The organism is Variovorax nitratireducens (genome assembly GCF_051216545.1).
GTDB lineage: Bacteria > Pseudomonadota > Gammaproteobacteria > Burkholderiales > Burkholderiaceae_C > Variovorax.
Genome location: NZ_JBPJZO010000017.1, coordinates 38,453 through 55,325, shown reverse-complemented (window position 1 = coordinate 55,325; position 16,873 = coordinate 38,453). Strand labels below are relative to the sequence as shown.

Below are 16,873 nucleotides of genomic sequence, written 5' to 3'. Positions count from 1 at the left end.
GAACAATCAACCAAGGAGACACCATGAAGACGAGATTTCGCATTTGGCTGGCGGCGCTGCTCGGCGCCGCCGTTCTTTCCGTGCAGGCCCAGCCCGTGCAGTGGCCGACGCGCCCGGTCCGCTGGATCGTGCCCTTTGCCGCAGGCGGCACGGCCGATGCGACCGCGCGCAACATTGCGCAGAAGCTGAGCGACCGCTGGGGCCAGCAGGTCGTGGTCGACAACAAGCCTGGCGCGAACACCGCCATCGCTGCGGTCGAATCAGCTCGCGCAGCACCGGATGGATACACACTGTTCCAGGCCATCAACTCCACGCTGACACTCAATCAGTTCACGTTCTCGAAGCTTCCGTACGACGTGACGCGGGACTTCACGCCCATCAGCGTGATCGCCTCCGTACCGCTCATCTTCGTGGCCAACGAATCGCTGCCCGCGAAGACCATGGCGGAATTCATCACCTATGCGAAGGCGCACCCTGGCGCGGTGACGATCGGCAGCGGCAATGTGGGCATTCAGCTGGGCGTCGAGCGCTTCATTCGGGACGCTGACTTGAAGATCACCTATGTACCCTACAAGAGTGGGGCAGACGTCACCAAGGGGCTGCTGTCCAGCGAGATTCAGGTGGGACTCGATGGTGTGCCGGCTTACCCTCCATTCCTGAAGTCCGGGAAACTGCGCGCGCTGGCAACCAACAGCCCCAAACGGATCTCCCTCCTGCCCGACGTACCCACCTTGGCTGAAATCGGACTCAAGAACTCGGAGACCCCCGTGTGGCACGGCGTTCTCGCGCCCGCTGGCCTGCCTGTGGAGATTCAGAAAAAGATCGCTGCCGACCTGCAGGCGGTTCTGGCGATGCCTGATCTCAAGGAGCGCATGGCAAGCCTTGGCCTGGAGCCCATGTGGCTCGGTACCGAGGATTTCAAAACGCTGATCAAGTCCGAGAGTACCTACATGGGGCCGCTGGCCAAAGACCTCGGCATCAGGATGGATTGAGAGGAGACGCGATGTATTCACCGCCACCCCGAAAGACTTTGGAAGTCTTTGCAGAGGTCCCCGAGAAGTTCCATGTCCGCGACAGGCCGTCGACGTGGGTGAACGTGCAACTGCACGGGGCCGAGACACCGGCCTTTCTGGAGGGGCCGTCCTTCGATGCACACGGCAACCTGTGGGTGGTCGACATTCCTTGGGGGCGGCTTTTCAAGATCGATCCGGCCGGGCAGATGAGCTGCGAGCTCGAGTACGACGGAGAGCCGAACGGACTCGACTTTCACGCGGATGGCCGAGCTTTCATCTGCGACAACAAGAACGGCATCATGGTCTTTGATCCCGCCACGGGCAAGGTCGAGCCGCACCTGGACCGCGCGCTCGTCCAGCGCTTCAAGGGCGTCAACGACCTGACCTTCTCCTCGACCGGCGATCTCTATTTCACCGACCAGGGGCAGACGGGTCTGCACGACCCCACGGGCAAGGTCTACCGGCTGACTGCCGATGGCCGCCTCGACTGCCTGCTGTCCAACGTGCCCAGCCCGAACGGCCTGGTGCTCAATCTGCACGAAGACGTCCTGTTCGTGGCAGCGACGCGGGCCAACGCTATCTGGCGCGTGCCGCTCGTGAAGCAGCACGGATTGGTCACCAAGGTCGGCACGTACATCCAGCTGTCGGGCGGTGGCGGTCCGGACGGGCTCGCGCTCGATGCTGCGGGCGGCATTGCCGTGTGCCATGTCGGGCTCGGATCCGTGTGGATCTTCGACGAGGTCGGCCAGCCCGCCTTGCGGCTGGACGCGCCCCGGAGCCGGATGACGACGAATTGCGCCTACGGTGGCCGCGACCGCAAACGCCTCTTCGTCACCGCCGGCGCGCAGGTGCTGGTGGCCGATGTCGACACAGCCGGCGCGCCCACGCAGGCCCAACGGACTTCTTCCTGACGCCATGGCAGCCAAAGCAGATAAGTGCCTGAGCATCGGCGACCTGCAGGCGAAGGCCCGCGCCTACCTGCCGCGCGTGATCTACGACTACCTCGAAGGCGGCGCGGACGACGAGGAGTGCCTGTCCGAGAACTCGACGCGTATCCGCCAGCGCAAGCTGCGGCCGCGCTACCTCGTCGATATCTCTGCGCGGTCGCAGCAGGTGACGATCTTCGGCCGCAGCTACGCGTCGCCCATGGGCATCGGGCCGATGGGCATGCTCGGCATGATCCGGCATGGCGGCGATCTGGTGCTCGCCGAGGCGGCCGCCAAGGCCGGCGTGCCCTTCGTGCTCTCGGGCGCGAGCAACGGCTCGATCGAAGACGTCGCGCGCCGCTGCCCCGACAGTTGGCTGCAGTTCTACCCCTGCAAGGATCCGGAGATCGAGCGGGATTTGCTGAAGCGCGCGAGCGCGGCCGGCATCCGGACGCTCGTCGTCACGGTGGACGTGCCGCTGCATTCCAAGCGCGAGCGGAACATCCGCAGCGGCTGGGTGAGGCCGTACAAGCCGACGGCGGGCATCGTTCTGGAGTCGCTGAAGCATCCCGCATGGGTCGTGCGCTATCTGCGCCACGGCCTTCCGGTGATGCACAACTTTCTTCCTTATGCGCCGCCGGCCATCAGCCCGCGCGACCTGACCGCCTTCTACGCCTCGCAGGTGCCGACGCCGCATCGATGGGCGCTGATCGAGCGGCTGCGCGCGCAGTGGCAAGGCAAGCTGGTGCTCAAGGGCATCCTGACCGCAGAGGACGCCAGCCTTGCGGCCGCGGCCGGCGTGGACGGCGTGATCGTGTCGAACCACGGCGGGCGGCAGCTGGACCGCAGCGTCGCGGCGATCGATGCGCTGCCCGAGGTCGTTGCCGAGGTCGGCGAGAAGCTGGTCGTCATGTTCGACAGTGGCATCCGTCGCGGATCCGACATCGCAGTGGCGCTCAGCCTCGGCGCCAAGATGTGTTTTGCAGGCCGCGCCGCAGCCTATGGGCTGGCGGCCTTCGGAGCCGAAGGGGCGCAGCGGGCGCTGGACATCCTGCACGGCGAGCTGGACTTGACGCTCGGCCAGATCGGATGCCCGGTCGTCACCGATCTCGGCCCGCGCTACCTCTGGAACCCGTCGGTCACGCCGACAGTTGCCGTGCAATAGCGTCCTGCGTGATGCGGACGAACTCGGCGATCCGATGCTCGATCCTCATCATCGGACCGGCCACCAGCACCGCGAACGCAGGGTGGGCAGGCAAAGGGGCAGCGTGACACCGCCGAGGCCGTTCGTGAACTCGCCGCGCCCCTCGAACCAGCCCAGCTTGCGCGAGGCCTCGACTTCGTGCTCGACCGCATCCGCCGTCATGAGCGTCGTTGCCGTGTAGCGCTTGAACTCGGCCTTGCGCAGGATGGTCGCACGGTCCTCGGCGGTCATCTGCGAAAGCAGGGCGCGCCCGGTGGTGGTCACGTGCAGCGGCATCAACTTGCCCGTCTGCGCGGTGTAGCGAATGGCATGGGCGCTCGAGTTCGTTCATCAGCTCGCCGATGACGTGGTTGCAATAACCCGGCAGGCCTTCCAGTGCTTCATGCACGCCCCGGTGAAATGCCTTAAACGTCAGGGGAAGGACGATGCCCAGTTCGCTAAGCAGACCACGGATGCGATTGATGACCGCGGTGCGCTCGACGACATAGTCTTGGTGCGCCCTGTGCACAAACAGCTTGCCTTGCTGCTCGAGGGTCTTGATCGGCACGAACCGCATGTTGGGCCGCGTCACGGCCTCACAGATTGCAGCCGCATCAACCGCGTCGTTCTTGCCGTGCTTGCCACCCATGCGATACGGTGCCACGAACTTCGGCGCCATGATGCGCACCGTGTGCCCAAACTTCTGAAACTCGCGTGCCCAGTGGTGTGAGCCTGAGCAGGTTTCCATGCCGATCAGGCACGGCGGGAGGCTGGCAATGAGTTCAAGCAGCTTGGCGCGCTTGACATCCGGACGGACGAGTTCGGGCTTGCCCGTCTCATTGACGCCATGCACAGCGAAGACATTCTTTGCCAAGTCGATTCCAACGGTAATGACGGTCACGGGCATCCCCTTTCGAGTCGGTTGATGAAGAAACCCATCATTCCACCTGGTTGCCGCCGCATCAAACACGCTGGTCAACTGGGACGGGATGTCCCTTTCATTCCCCGAGGACTCACCCAAAGCAGGTGCTGGCAAAGGCAGGAACGCAATGGGATCAGGTGGTGGCCGCGTCGACGTGCGGCAGGTCATCACGGATCGCATCATCGCGATGCTCGCGCAGGGCGGCAACGTGTTCCGGGCCCGCTGGACAAGGGCGGCCTCGCGCGGCATGCCACGCAACGGCAAGACCGGCGCGCCGTACCGCGGGGCCAATGTGCTGCTGCTCTGGGATGCGGCGATCGACCCAGAAGGCGACTGGTGTAAGCAGTGTGTTCAGCAGCGTTTAGCCGATCAAAATTCGCAACGGCGTCCTCCTAGACTCAAACAAGCGCTTCCTCAAACAGACCAAGCTGCCGAGATTGCTCACTTTTGGGGGCGGTGGTGATACGCGGCGTTTAGTCTCGGCGTGGGGGCCTTCTTCGCGAAACTATCTGCAGTTCGGAACCTTCTCCATTGGCCTGACGGTCAAGTACAGGTGTTTAATCCGGCTCGATGTTGCTATGGCAATGTAGCGACAACTGCTCTCAAGTCCAGCGCTCCGAGACTGCGTGCGCTGCGAAGGGGCCTTCAGCGCGTGCGATCGGAGGCCTTCCATTGCACCGAGGAGCTCGCCTGCGTGCAATGAGATTTATCAAACACTGGCCTTCGATGCTCTGTAAGCTCTCGCCTCGACCTTCACCTTCAATACTGCTCAATGCCCGTGCCCTCTCAGCCAGTACCTGATGACCGCAAGGCCGTACAGATCGCGGCATTTTTGTGGGGATTCGTCGTCTTCATGCCGGTCGGCCTCAACTATCTCGGGATCGGCGTGTTGCTCGGTTCTCTCGCGTTGTCCGGCGGCTGGCGTGAAAGGGCCGAACGGCTGCGCGCGCACGCGCTGTGGTGGCCATTGCTGGCACTGGCTGCATGGGTGTTGATCGTTCTGCTGATTCGACCGCACCATGAGGAGACAGGGCTCAGTCTTTGGCATGACGCCCGGATCGTCCTGACCTTGGCCATGCCGTTGTTGCTGTCGGTCGAGGAAGCCGTGTGGGGCATTCGCGGGTTTCTGCTGGCGGCTTTGGGCGCGGCGCTGGTCATCGCGCTTACCCACACGGTCGCGATACCCGACCTTCACGCCTGGCACAACGTCGCGGTCATGAAGGGCAACAAGTCCATCAACAATGCGCTCCTGCTGGCGCTCGTCGGCGCGACGGCCGCCACGTGGGGCCTGGTCGGCCTGCGAGCCGCACCGCGCCGATGGGCGCGACTGGCGACTGCGGGCGCGATCGTCCTCGGCGCGGGGGTAGCGGTGACATTCGCGCTGCCTTCGCGGACATCTGTGCTGGCCTTGCTGCTCGCGATCCTCGGTGCCTGCGTTCACCAATGGCGGGGCAGTGTGCGCACGGCGGGGTTGGCGATGGGCGCGGCGCTGCTGCTGGCCGCGGCGGCGTTCTGGAGCACGCCGTCCCTCGGCGACAAGTTCAGACTCGGCATCCAGGAGGTCGCGGCCGCGAATGCTGGAACCGTGTCCGAGGGCAGTTGGGTCGTTCGGTATTTCATGTACCGCGAAACCGCATCGATGCTGATGGATCAGCCATTGGCTGGCAACGGCCTCGGGAGTTGGACGCCCGAATGGCACCGCCGCAGCCCGGCCCTGTTGCACGACTACAGCATGCCGCACGACGACTTTCTCTGGCTCGGTGCCGAGACGGGATTCCCGGGTTTGGCGACCTTGCTGGCGATCATGATTGTTGCGCTCGCGCTCAGCTGGTTCAACCCCACCGTCGAGGGTCGATTGGCATGGGCCGCGATGCTCGTCCTGTTTGCGGCCACGCTGGTCAACTCGGCCTTGCGGGACGCGGCGATCGGGCTCAGCCTGCCCTGGATCGCAATGCTCTACCTGCGACTGGCGAGCGCGCCGGCGCAGACCTGGGCGCGCATCGTGCCCGCCGCTTGGATTCCGCGCGCGATTCGCTAGCGAAGCTCAGACCCCGCCTTGGATCGCGAGCAGGCCCGAGCGTCCTGGAACGTTGCCCTGGACGATCCGCCTCCGTGGCAGCGCGCGACGATCGATGCCGTCCATGAGCTTGCTCAGGCTTACGAGCGTGTGGCCCTGTCGCTGCCAGCCCTCAAACATGTGCTGCAGGACACCGGCAAATTGCATTCCCTCGAGTTCGGCATGCAGGGTAAACACCTGATCGGTCACGAGTTCGCGCGTCCTCGCGAGCATTGACTGGTGCACGTTCGCTTCGGTCCAGCCATCGCGCCCGATCAGTTCGTCCAAGGTCGGTAGTGTGGTCGGCAGTTGCACCGGCCCGATGTCCGCACCGTTCGGCCCGATGGGCTGGAACGGGCAGGAACCGCGCGTGTCGGACGCGAGCGTGATGCCCAGCGCAGACTCCGCGCGCGCCACCCCCTCGTGGAATTGCCAGCCCGCCGCGCCATGCACCCTGGGTGGCTTGCCGAATACCTCACGGAAGCGTTCTGCGGCCTTGGCCATTTCGCGCAGCGCCCACGCATCGTCCCTTTGCATAAGCCGATCCTGCCAGCGCACGTGATCCCAACAATGGATGCCGACTTCGAAGCCCGATTCCTGCACCAGTCGCAGGCGACCCGCCTCTCGCTCCCCAATATCGGGGCCGGGAAGCAGCGTTCCGTAAAGCAAGGTTCTGATGCCGTAGTGCGAGACTACCGAGGTTCGCTGAACCTTTTCGAGAAAACCAGGCCGGAACACGCGCGCAATCGCCCGCCCCGTGTGATCCGGGCCCAGGCTGAAAAGAAACGTCGCCATGGCTCCGGCGGATCGCAGCGCAGACGCGAGCGCTGGGACGCCTACGCGCGTACCGCGCCACGTGTCGACATCGACCTTCAATGCAATTCGTGCCATCCCGGGGCCGCCTACAGAACGAGGTCTGCAGCGGCTGCGGCCTCGTCGCGGTAATAGTCGAACAGCGAACGCAGGGCCTCCTTCATGCCCACGCGAGGGCGCCAGTCGAGGTCGTGCATCGCGGGCCGGATGTCGGGCACCCGATGCACCACGTCCTGGTAGCCCCCACCGTAATAGTCGTGCGCGCTGACGTCGATCAACTCGACTCTTTCGGCAGCGTCTCGGTATTCCGGGAGCGACCGGCCCAAGGTCAACATCATTTCCGCAAGATCCCGGATGGCATGGTTGTTGGCAGGGTTGCCGATGTTGTAGATCTTGCGATCCGCCACGCCGCCCGCGTTCGCGATGATCGCGACCAATGCCGAGATGCCGTCATCGACATAGGTGAAAGCGCGCTGCTGCCGGCCGCCATCCACCAACCGGATCGGTTCGCCGCGCACGATATGTCCAAGAAACTGCGTGATGACGCGGCTCGACCCTTCCTTGGGCGAATGGAGACTGTCCAAGCCAGGACCGATCCAGTTGAACGGCCTGAAAAGGGTGTAGCGCAGTCCGTCCTGTTGTCCGTAGGCATGGATGACCCGGTCCATCAACTGCTTCGCGGTCGCGTAGATCCATCGGGGCTTGTTAATGGGGCCATAGACGAGATTCGAGGTCTCCGCATCGAAGAGCGCGTCGTCGCACATGCCGTACACCTCGCTCGTGGACGGGAAAACCACTCGCCTGCGGTACTTGAGGCATTGCCGGACGATCGGAAGATTGGCTTCGAAGTCGAGCTCGAACACGCGCAGCGGCTCACGTACGTAGGCCGAGGGCGTGGCGATCGCCACGAGCGGCAACACCACGTCGCACTTCTTGACGTGGTATTCGATCCACTCCTTGTTTATGGTGATGTCGCCCTCGAAGAAGTGGAAGCGCGGATGGCCCATCCACGGCGCGACGCGATCCGTCTGCATGTCCATGCCATAGACCTCCCAGCCGGTCCGCTCGATGATGTGCCGGGTCAGGTGATGGCCGATAAAACCGTTGACGCCGAGGATGAGAATTTTGAGCACGGGAGTTGCACGTGGTGAATGAATGGGGGTATTGCCTCAACGATCCGCCGCAACCCAACGGGCGGGAAACCGGCTTGCGAAAGAATGGGAATCCAGCCGGATGCGGCCGTCGGCCCAGTGCGCCGACAACACGCGCAGCAGGCGGCCATCCGCTGCAAGCAGCCAGAGTGCGCCATGGTCGGCTACCAGACGAAGTCCGGTGCCCGGCGCATGCAGCGCGGCATCGCTGCGCAACGTTCGTTCCACGACGAGGCGAGCGCCGCCGAGTTCCAGGAAAGCGCCCGGGAACGGCGGCGCAAGCGCGCGCACCCAGTCATGAATCTGCGCGGCAGGCGCATCCGAGGGAATCCGGCCGTCCTCCGGCCGGCGGCCGCCGAAGTAGCCGCCGCGTTGGAGATCCTGTGGCACCTCCGGTGCGGTGCCGTCGACCAGCGAGGGCAGGGCGCGTGCCAGCACGATCTCTGCGGCCACCGAGACCTTGGCAAAGACTTCAATTGCGGTGTCGTCGCCCAGGATCGGCACCGCACACTGGTCGACGATCGCGCCATTGTCCGGCTTGGCATTCATTCGGTGCAGGGTGGCGCCGGTCTGCCGCGCGCCGTGCAGGATGGCCCAGTTCACCGGTGCCCGCCCCCGGAATTCGGGCAGCAGCGAGCCGTGCATGTTGAAGGCACCCCGCGCGGGCACGTCCAGCCAAGTCTGGCCAAGCATCCGCCGGTAGTAGAACGAAAAGAGGAAGTCGGGGCGGCAGGCACGGGCTTCGTCGAGCAGCGTGTCGGTGTGCGGATCGTCGGGCGACACGCAATGCAGTCCGTGCTCCGCCGCGAGCGACGCCACGCTGCGAAACCAGATGGTCTCGCCGGGCGCATCGCGATGCGTGACGACAAGGGGAATCTCGACACCCGAATCGAGGAGCACCTGAAGGCAGCGCACGCCCACGTCGTGGTAGGCAAAGACGATGGCTTTTGGGGTCATGCCGCGTCCTTTTCCGGCGCCTTCTCCAGCACCGCATTCACCACGTAGCGCGGCCGCGCGCGCACCTCCTGGTAGATCCGCCCGATGTATTCCCCCAGCAGTCCGATGCCGAACAACGCCAGGCCGACGAGCAGGAACAGCAGCGAAAACAGGGTGAACACGCCACCCTCTTCGGGACCGAGGAAGATGCGCCGCCCCGCGAGTACCAGGAACAGCATTCCCGACAGCAGCGACACCACGATGCCGAGCATCGAGAAGGCCTGCAGGGGCACCAAGGAAAAGCCCGTGACCAGATCGAAGTTGAGTCGGATCAGTTTGTAAAGCGAGTACTTCGATTCACCGGCGAAACGCGCCTCGTGATTGACGACCACTTCGGCCGGATTGCGTGCGAACTGGTAGGCCAGGGCCGGAATGAACGTGTTCATTTCCGCGCACTGGTTGATGAGCTGCACCACGCGCCGGCTGTAGGCGCGCATCATCGATCCGTGATCGGTCATCACAATGCCTGTGATGCGGTGGCGCAGATGGTTCATCGCGCGCGAGGCCCAGCGTCGCCAGGCGGCGTCTTGCCGATTCTTGCGGATGGTGCCGATGCAGTCATGGCCTTGCCTGAAGGCGTCGAGCAGGAGGCCGATGTCTTCAGGCGGATTCTGGAGATCGGCGTCGATGGTCAGGATGCACTCGCCGCGACACCGTTCGAAGCCGGCCAGGATGGCCTTGTGCTGGCCGAAGTTGCCGTTCAGGATCACGACCCGCGTGATGCCCGGGCGCTGGTTGAACTGCGCCGCAAGCAGGGCCGCGGATCGATCCTTGCTGCCGTCGTCGATGAAGATCACCTCGTAGCGCACGGCCAGCGCGTCGAGCGCCCGGTAGAGGCGCGCGAACAGCGCGTCCAGTCCAGCCTCCTCGTTGTAGACCGGAACGATCACGCTCAACTCGGGTTGCGCAACACGGGCGAGGGCCGGATCCAGATCTGCCTTCATGACCGCTCCAGTGTCGCCACAGCATTTTCCGTCGCCCTGCAGACGCGCTCCACGTCTTGATCCGACATGCCGGGAAAGAGCGGCAGGGTCAAGGTGCGCCGCCCGATATCTTCCGCGACTGGAAAATCGCCTTCGCGCAGGCCCCTCGCGTTGAACATCGAGAAGAGATGCATGGCCGGGTAATGGACGCCGACGCCGACGCCGGCGCCGCGCATGGCGGCGATGAAATCGCCACGCCGTCCCGCGAGCCGCGCCGGCAGCAGGGGCTGGAACAGGTGCCAGTTGCCGTGACCCTCGTCGTCGCGCGGCGGCAGCTCAAAGCCCAGCGCCGGGTTCCAGCGGGCGAAGTAGCGCGCTGCCAGCGCCTTGCGTCGCTGTCCGAAGGCATCGACCTGCCGCAGTTGCCCCAGGCCGATGGCCGCCGCCACGTCAGTCATGTTGGCCTTGCCGCCCCAAGCCTCCACGTCCATGCCCCCGTTGGGCAGGCGGATCACGCCCTGCAGCCGCAGACGCTCGAAACGCTGCGCCTCGCGGTCGTCGGCGAGAACCAGGCACCCACCCTCCGACGTTGTCATGTTCTTGTTGGCATGAAAGCTGAAGGACACCAGGTCGCCGAAGCTCCCGATAGGACGCCCCTTCCAGCACGACCCGAGCGACTGGGCGGCATCCTCGACGACGCGAAGCCCGCGCCGCTGGGCAATCTCGTACAGCCGATCTCGATCAACCGGCAGCCCTGCAAGATCGACCGGCATCAAGGCGCGGGTGCGCGGCGTGATCGCGGCTTCTATCCGGTCGAGATCGATGTTGCGCGTGACGGGATCGGCGTCGACGAACACCGGCGTCGCCCCAATGGCCAAAACGACATTGGCGGTCGCGACCCAGCTCAGCGGCGTCGTGATCACCTCGTCGCCCGGACCCACGTTGCACAGCCGAAGCGCAAGTTCGAGCGCAGCGGTCGCTGAATTCACGAGCCGGACGTGCCGCCCCGCGAACCGCGCGGACAGCGCAGCCTCCAGCGCCGCACACTTCGGTCCGGTGGTGAGCCAGCCCGAGCGCAGCACCGCAGCGACCTCGTCGATCGTCTGCTCGTCGATAGAAGGCCGAGCGAAGGGCAGGTATTCCGCTGCCGTCATGCGGCGCTTCCGCTGCGGGCGACCAGCGTCACGCCGATAAGGATGACGCCCATGCCGATCCAGCGTTGTGCGGTCACGGCCTCATGGAACAGGCCCCAAGCTACCAAAGCGCTCACCACGTACCCGATCGACAGCATAGGATAGGCGATGCTCACGTCGACCCGCGAGAGCGCGACAATCCAGACTGCGACGCTGATCGCATACAACGCAAGCCCCCCCAGAATCGAAGGGTGCTGTGCCAATGACAGACCGGTTCGCCACAGCGCGGCTCCGCTGGAAACCAGAGAGATGGGCCCGACGCTCATCGCGCCGGCCTTGAGCAGGAGCTGCGCGCCCGCATTGAGCAGCACGCCGGTCAAAATCAGTACGAAATCAAAGAACTTCATGGCTTCATGACGACGACACGCCGGGCGTCTTCGAAGACGGTTTTCATGGGCAGGTCATGCGCGCGAAGTGCAACCCAGGTGGCCTTGTTCATGTAAGCGACGGCACGCGGCAGCGAGCGCCACCGCGCCTCGAACACATCGAGCGAATCGATCGACCTGCCGGGTTCGAGGCGCTGCCCGAGCGCGAACTCGTCACGGTAGTCCACCAGGATGACGTCACGGCGGAAGTAGAACGGCAACGTCTGGTCGTATGACTGCACCGCGAAGACGGGCGTGTCGACGTCAATCAGCGGCGCCACGGCAGCGGCGATCGGTTCTGCGCTCTTCATGCGGCCGAAACCGTCGTGCGAGTTCAGCACAAGGATGACTGCCAGCGCGTGCCCGAACGCCAAGGCCAGCACCGCCAGCGTCGTGCGGCCTCGCCCCAACCACCACCAGGCCAACGCCGCTGCGGCCAGTGCGGCTGCAGCCCCGAGCCGCGCGGCGCTCGCGATCGGCGCGACGACTTCCACTGGCGTGGTGTGGGACGCAAGCCGACTCGCCTGCGTGGATGCGAGCACGATCAGAAGCCAGGCAATGGCGGGCAGGGCGAGGTGGCGCCGCAAGGTGGCGGAGAGCGCCTCGCGCAACTGCATCACCACGAGAAGCGCCAAAGCAGGGAACATCGGAAGGATGTAGGACGGCAGCTTCGAACTGGATATGCTGAAGAACACGAACACGAATGCACACCAGGCGAGCAAGGTATCGCGGGTCTGGATGCCCCATGGCGCCGGGCCGGTCGGCACACGTCGCGCAATCCAGGGCAGCGCGCCCGTCCAGGGCAGCATCCCGCCGAGCAGCAGGGGCACGTAGTACCAGATTGCTCCTTCACGCTTGTGCACGTCGGTGAGAAACCGGCTGAAGTGTTCGTGAATGAAGAAGAACTGAGCAAAGGCCGGATTGCGCGCAGAGGCCAGCACGAACCACGGCGCCGCGACGACGAGGAACAGCACGATCGATGGCCACCAGAACGCGGGTCGCCAGAGACCGAAGCGCCGGCGCCATAAGCTCACAATAACCAGCACGGCGCCGGGGATCACAATGCCTACCAAGCCTTTGCTCAGAACTGCACCAGCCATGGCGATCCAGGCCGCGAGCATCCAGCGCCGCGCCCCTCGCCTGCCGGTTTCGCTGCTCGCCAGCAGGAACGCACACAGCGCACCGGTCAGGAAGAAGGTCAGGCCCGCGTCGAGCGTCAGGTAGTGGCTGTTTCCGACGATCCACGTCATCGAGCCGGTCACGGCTGCGGCCTGCAATCCACTGGTTCTGCCCCAGAGGCGCGCCGCGGTCGCGCCGACCAGGACGATCGTGAGAAAGCCTGACAAGGCCGGCCAGAGACGCGCGGTGAACTCGGAAATGCCGAGCGCACCGAAAGCCATTGCACCGATCCAGTACTGCAACGCCGGCTTCTCGAAATATAGGATCCCGTTGAGCCGCGGACTCACCCAGTCGCCGCTGCGCGCCATCTCGAGCGCGAGCGTGGCATAGCGACCTTCGTCCGGACTGATCAGCGATCGTGTACCCAGGCCGATGAACCAGACGAGCAGGCACAAGACCATGGCCACGCCGACGAGCAGGAGCGGAATGCGCTCCCGGCTATCTTGAGACACAGGCATGCGGCAGATAGATCTCGGTTGGTGACACAGTGCGTGGATTCGTGATGCCAGGGCGCCTTGACGCGAGCACCCGGCGATTGGCTGTGTCCGATGGTTTCAGAATCCGACTTACGGGCAACTTAATCTGTCGCGGCATCGACGATGCTAGGCAAACAAGGCTGACTGGCACCTGCCGGCATGCACGTCATTAATTTTTCATACGCCTGTCAATTTCCCATCGAAAAAAGACAGACCTGTGGAGCGTCGTCGTCCCGTGAGAGATCAGGAGGTCGTCGGATGAAATGCACCGAAACGTACCTGAACCCTCAGGCCGGCGGCATTGGCAGCAGAGGAATCCAGCAAAAGGATCCCGGCCCCATGACGTTCCGCGATGGCGCGAACGATGGCCAGTCCGAGTCCGCTTCCGCTCACGTCGGTGGCGGCGAAACCGGCCTCTCCGCGGTAGAACCGGTCGAAGACGCGTTCACGCTCCTTCGCTGCGATGCCTGGCCCGTTGTCCTGCACTTCGAAGACCGGAACATCACATTCAACGCGCGTCCGGACATCGACACGGCCTGCAGGCGGCGTATAGCGAACGGCATTGGCAACCAGGTTGCGCATCAGGATTTGGATCTGTTCGAGGTCACCCTTGACCCATACCTCGCAGGGCGCCTCCGCCCCGAGATCGATCTGCTTCTGCAGGGCTTCCCCGTTGTACTCCACGACGACGGCCTGAGCCAGGGCTGCAAGCTCGACGAGGCCGTGGTTCAGCGCAGGCACGTCGGGCTCGAGTCGTGAGAGATCTAGCAATTGCACGATCATGCGCTGCGAGCGCTCGATGCCCAGGCGCAACTCGCCAACGGCCGCCGCCTGCTGCTTTGCGTCCTGCGCACGCTCAAGATTCTGCAATTGCAGACGCAATGCGGTAATGGGCGAGCGCAGTTCATGCGCCGCGTCGGCGACAAATCGCCGTTGCGCGCCGAACGCCTCGGCGAGGCGCTGCATGAGGCCGTTGATGGAATCAGCAAGAGGCTGGATCTCGAGCGGAACTGCCTTCGCGTCAATCGGGTTCAGTGTTCCGGCGCTGCGAGCTGCCAGATCCCTCGCGGTCGCATCGAGCGACCTGAGCCCACCGCGCAATGCGACCACCAGCAAGCCACCAATGGCCAGAATGAGCAGCGCCATTGGCAGCAAGAGCTTTGATGCGGCATGAGCCGCCAGAATTCGGCGTGACGCCGCGCGCTGCGCAGCCTGCACGACACGGTCTGGGGTCACGATGGAGTAGATATGCCAGGCGTTGTCGCCTGTCCCGATGCGCGATATGCCGTTGACCGCACTAAAGGGGAGATCCACCGAGGGCTCGGATGCCGACAGCCGGTGGCCGTCACGATCCCACATCACCGTGGTGAAGTCGAACACCCCCGCTTCCTCGTAGGCGGGCGGCAACACGACGGATCGGCGCGCCTGCTCCTCCACGGCCCCGGGGGGCGGCTGTAGGACGAGTGAGAGCGCCACCTGCCGCAGGTTCCCGTCGAAGACCTCGTCCATCTCTTCAAGAGTGACGATGTAGGACGCAAGCACCAGCAACAATGCACCGAGGCTGAGGGCGCCAAGCACCCAGATCAGAAGCAGGCGCTCGAGCGAGCGCATCATCGTGCGTCAGTCTCCTTGAACGCAGTAACCGACGCCTCGGACATTGCGGATGACCTCGACGCCCAGCTTGCGCCGCAGGCGATGGATGTGAACCTCCACCGCATTGCTGCCGAGATCGTCATTCCAGTTGTAGATCGACTCCTCGAGCTTTTTGCGTGACAGCACCGCGCCCGGCCGCTGCATCAATACCTCGAGCAGCGCGAACTCGCGTGCAGACAGCGCGACCAGTTCGCCTTGCCAGCTCACCCGCTTGCTGACCGTATCCAGTCGGAGTTGTCCGCAGATCCTCACGGAGGAAGCTGCAGCCGCGCATCTGCGCAATACAGCACGCATGCGTGCGACGAGCTCGTCGATGTCGAAGGGCTTGACGATGTAGTCATCGGCGCCTTCGTTGAGCGCGGCGATCCGATGAACGACCGAATCCCTGGCAGTGGCGATCAAAACCGGCGTCGAGTCCGACCTGCCTCGAAGGGCCTTGAGCAGGCTCATGCCGTCCTGCCGCGGCAGGCCGAGGTCGAGCACGGTCAGGTCGTAGTCGCCTCCAGCGAGCGAAACCTCTGCGGCGTTGCCGTCAGCGACCCAATCGACAGAAAAGCCCGCATCGAGCAGGCCGGCGAGCATGGCCCGACCGATCATTGCGTCGTCTTCCACGAGAAGTATTCGCATGTTCAACCCCGCCGCCGTTCTGCTGTCAATCCTTCGCGGGAGAGACGGGGCGCTGAGCCAGGCCCGCGCGCACGGTCCACGCCACCGCCACACCAAAGGCTGCGACGGGAAACGCCGCCCCGACATCCAGGGGAAACTGCACCCCGAGATAGATGCGATCCCAGCCCACGGCAAGCCCGAGCGTGAACAGAGGAAATCCAAAGGCAGCGAAGCGCCGCGTGGCGAACGCGGCGATGGCGGCGGTCCAGAACAGCGTGACGTGGTCGCTCGGAAGACCTCGGTCCAGAGCATGGACAAGATACTGCGTGCCGAGATGCAAGTCGAAGGGGCGAGGCTGCGGCCAGACCCATTCCACGAGTTCCGACGCCGCGAAGGCGATGATGCATGCGAGGGTCGCCCACATCACGTCGCTGCGCTCCTCGCGATTTCCCAGCCACCCGGCCAGGATCACCACCACTGGCAATACCAGAATGGAGTAGCTCGCCAGCGCAAGTGCGAGCGCGAGCCGCATGCCGTCCAGTCCTGGACCGGCATTGAGCAACTCGAAAATGTGAATCTGCCATTGACTCACGAGAGGGCGCCGCGCACCGGGGCGCGGCCGATGAGGGTCGGGTCGCAGGGCATTCGTAGAGCGTAATTCGCGAAGACTTACCCGGAACTGATGGAGCCCGACTTTCAGCCGACGCGGCGCAGTGCATTTTCGCGATGCAGGGAGCTGCTCGTCCACGCATGGTTTGTGTCGCCATGGCCGCCTTAGCTGGCTGTGCCCCGGCAGGATGCGAACGCATCCATTGCGGCGTTGTAAGTCGGCGTCTTCACGTCGAGCACCCCGAGCACCGTGTGATAGAGGTTGTCGTGGGACAGTCGGGTGTCGAGGCCCTTGCGCAGACAATCCTGCTCGAGGCGGGTTCTGTGGGCAATTAAGTCGCCAAGCCACGTTGCCATCGGAACGTGCTTCTGCACTCGCGGTGCGAAGCTGTAGGGTATACCGTGCAGAGACAGAATACTCGCCGAGCGATTCACCATGGTCGCTGATGTAAAGGAGCGCAGGATCGTAGGTGCCCGATCGCTCCAGCAGCCACCCGATCGTCTTGTCGAGAAACCTGTCGGTGTACAGGATCGAATTGTCATAGGCATTGACCAGTTCAGCGTGACTGCAATCGGCCAGCGCATTGGTCTTGCATTCTTCCGTGCTTGGGCTCGATAGATGGCGTGAAGGGAGTGCGCGTGGGTGGCTCGTTCTCAGAGGTCGACATGCACGAAGTCTTGCGAACCGCGCTTAATAGTTGCTGAACCTCTCGATCAGTTTCCGTTCAGTTTGACTCCGTCGCCAGTCGATCCCGTCGAAGGTGTTGTTGCTCGTCGGCAATCGACCACGGTTGTTCAGGATAAGCAGC

At 64.2% G+C, this 16,873-nt stretch carries 15 protein-coding genes and 2 pseudogenes; 5 read left to right on the top strand and 12 right to left on the bottom strand.

The genetic code is table 11. The features are described 5' to 3' along the window. Window positions 1-80 precede the first annotated feature (80 nt). From ACSFA8_RS25910 to ACSFA8_RS25900, 3 genes are read left to right on the top strand one after another with little or no spacing between them, the layout of a single operon-like run. Complete coding sequence (locus ACSFA8_RS25910) at window positions 81-992, top strand: Bug family tripartite tricarboxylate transporter substrate binding protein (protein ID WP_435482326.1); 912 nt, start codon at window positions 81-83, stop codon at window positions 990-992. Window positions 993-1,030: 38 nt separating this feature from the next. Further along, window positions 1,031-1,924, top strand: a complete 894-nt coding sequence (locus tag ACSFA8_RS25905) for an SMP-30/gluconolactonase/LRE family protein (RefSeq protein ID WP_435482325.1) — start codon at window positions 1,031-1,033, stop codon at window positions 1,922-1,924. A 4-nt stretch (window positions 1,925-1,928) separates the two neighbouring features. Then, window positions 1,929-3,104 (top strand): alpha-hydroxy acid oxidase, encoded by a 1,176-nt coding sequence (locus tag ACSFA8_RS25900; RefSeq protein WP_435482324.1) that lies wholly within the window; start codon window positions 1,929-1,931, stop codon window positions 3,102-3,104. A 283-nt stretch (window positions 3,105-3,387) separates the two neighbouring features. On the opposite strand, the pseudogene ACSFA8_RS25895 reads toward ACSFA8_RS25900, so the two are convergent. Beyond that, window positions 3,388-4,023 (bottom strand): annotated as a pseudogene (locus ACSFA8_RS25895) (IS110 family RNA-guided transposase); the annotation flags it as partial. Between the two features lie 88 nt (window positions 4,024-4,111). On the opposite strand from ACSFA8_RS25895, the gene ACSFA8_RS25890 reads away from it, so the two are divergent. After that, entirely contained in the window at window positions 4,112-4,507 is a 396-nt protein-coding gene (locus ACSFA8_RS25890) for an ArdC-like ssDNA-binding domain-containing protein (RefSeq protein WP_435482323.1), read from the top strand. A gap of 309 nt (window positions 4,508-4,816) precedes the next feature. Continuing rightward, entirely contained in the window at window positions 4,817-6,082 is a 1,266-nt protein-coding gene (locus ACSFA8_RS25885) for an O-antigen ligase family protein (protein ID WP_435482322.1), read from the top strand. 6 nt (window positions 6,083-6,088) lie between these two features. On the opposite strand, the gene ACSFA8_RS25880 is transcribed toward ACSFA8_RS25885, so the two are convergent. The 11 genes and pseudogenes from ACSFA8_RS25880 to ACSFA8_RS25830 form a co-directional block, all read right to left on the bottom strand. Next, a complete protein-coding gene (locus tag ACSFA8_RS25880) occupies window positions 6,089-6,895 on the bottom strand; it encodes a polysaccharide deacetylase family protein (RefSeq protein ID WP_435482321.1) in 807 nt (268 codons plus the stop codon). Window positions 6,896-7,002: 107 nt separating this feature from the next. Next, a complete protein-coding gene (locus tag ACSFA8_RS25875) occupies window positions 7,003-8,046 on the bottom strand; it encodes a bifunctional UDP-4-keto-pentose/UDP-xylose synthase (RefSeq protein ID WP_435482320.1) in 1,044 nt (347 codons plus the stop codon). A 36-nt stretch (window positions 8,047-8,082) separates the two neighbouring features. Then, window positions 8,083-9,021 (bottom strand): formyltransferase, encoded by a 939-nt coding sequence (locus tag ACSFA8_RS25870; protein ID WP_435482319.1) that lies wholly within the window; start codon window positions 9,019-9,021, stop codon window positions 8,083-8,085. Beyond that, complete coding sequence (locus ACSFA8_RS25865) at window positions 9,018-10,004, bottom strand: glycosyltransferase (RefSeq protein WP_435482318.1); 987 nt, start codon at window positions 10,002-10,004, stop codon at window positions 9,018-9,020. Before ACSFA8_RS25865 ends, ACSFA8_RS25870 begins: the two co-directional genes overlap by 4 nt. Continuing rightward, complete coding sequence (locus ACSFA8_RS25860) at window positions 10,001-11,137, bottom strand: DegT/DnrJ/EryC1/StrS family aminotransferase (protein ID WP_435482317.1); 1,137 nt, start codon at window positions 11,135-11,137, stop codon at window positions 10,001-10,003. Before ACSFA8_RS25860 ends, ACSFA8_RS25865 begins: the two co-directional genes overlap by 4 nt. Beyond that, a complete protein-coding gene (locus ACSFA8_RS25855) occupies window positions 11,134-11,523 on the bottom strand; it encodes an SMR family transporter (protein WP_435482316.1) in 390 nt (129 codons plus the stop codon). Before ACSFA8_RS25855 ends, ACSFA8_RS25860 begins: the two co-directional genes overlap by 4 nt. After that, a complete protein-coding gene (locus tag ACSFA8_RS25850; RefSeq protein ID WP_435482315.1) occupies window positions 11,520-13,178 on the bottom strand; it encodes a phospholipid carrier-dependent glycosyltransferase in 1,659 nt (552 codons plus the stop codon). Before ACSFA8_RS25850 ends, ACSFA8_RS25855 begins: the two co-directional genes overlap by 4 nt. 261 nt (window positions 13,179-13,439) lie before the next feature. After that, entirely contained in the window at window positions 13,440-14,810 is a 1,371-nt protein-coding gene (locus tag ACSFA8_RS25845; RefSeq protein ID WP_435482314.1) for a sensor histidine kinase, read from the bottom strand. A 6-nt stretch (window positions 14,811-14,816) separates the two neighbouring features. Next, entirely contained in the window at window positions 14,817-15,476 is a 660-nt protein-coding gene (locus ACSFA8_RS25840) for a response regulator (protein ID WP_435482313.1), read from the bottom strand. A gap of 25 nt (window positions 15,477-15,501) precedes the next feature. Continuing rightward, on the bottom strand, window positions 15,502-16,047 hold the full coding sequence (locus tag ACSFA8_RS25835; protein WP_435482312.1) for a phosphatase PAP2 family protein: 546 nt from the start codon (window positions 16,045-16,047) through the stop codon (window positions 15,502-15,504). Between the two features lie 182 nt (window positions 16,048-16,229). Further along, window positions 16,230-16,662: pseudogene (locus ACSFA8_RS25830) on the bottom strand (sulfatase-like hydrolase/transferase); the annotation flags it as partial. Window positions 16,663-16,873: the final 211 nt, after the last annotated feature.

Bases quoted from the DNA above. Each gene is read 5' to 3' on its own strand.
- ACSFA8_RS25900 (WP_435482324.1), top strand. From the start codon at position 1,929: ATGGCAGCCAAAGCAGATAAGTGCCTGAGCATCGGCGACCTGCAGGCG.
- ACSFA8_RS25890 (WP_435482323.1), top strand. From the start codon at position 4,112: ATGTCCCTTTCATTCCCCGAGGACTCACCCAAAGCAGGTGCTGGCAAA.
- ACSFA8_RS25885 (WP_435482322.1), top strand. From the start codon at position 4,817: ATGCCCGTGCCCTCTCAGCCAGTACCTGATGACCGCAAGGCCGTACAG.
- ACSFA8_RS25880 (WP_435482321.1), bottom strand. From the start codon at position 6,895: ATGGCGACGTTTCTTTTCAGCCTGGGCCCGGATCACACGGGGCGGGCG.
- ACSFA8_RS25870 (WP_435482319.1), bottom strand. From the start codon at position 9,021: ATGACCCCAAAAGCCATCGTCTTTGCCTACCACGACGTGGGCGTGCGC.
- ACSFA8_RS25865 (WP_435482318.1), bottom strand. From the start codon at position 10,004: ATGAAGGCAGATCTGGATCCGGCCCTCGCCCGTGTTGCGCAACCCGAG.
- ACSFA8_RS25860 (WP_435482317.1), bottom strand. From the start codon at position 11,137: ATGACGGCAGCGGAATACCTGCCCTTCGCTCGGCCTTCTATCGACGAG.
- ACSFA8_RS25855 (WP_435482316.1), bottom strand. From the start codon at position 11,523: ATGAAGTTCTTTGATTTCGTACTGATTTTGACCGGCGTGCTGCTCAAT.
- ACSFA8_RS25850 (WP_435482315.1), bottom strand. From the start codon at position 13,178: ATGCCTGTGTCTCAAGATAGCCGGGAGCGCATTCCGCTCCTGCTCGTC.
- ACSFA8_RS25845 (WP_435482314.1), bottom strand. From the start codon at position 14,810: ATGATGCGCTCGCTCGAGCGCCTGCTTCTGATCTGGGTGCTTGGCGCC.
- ACSFA8_RS25840 (WP_435482313.1), bottom strand. From the start codon at position 15,476: ATGCGAATACTTCTCGTGGAAGACGACGCAATGATCGGTCGGGCCATG.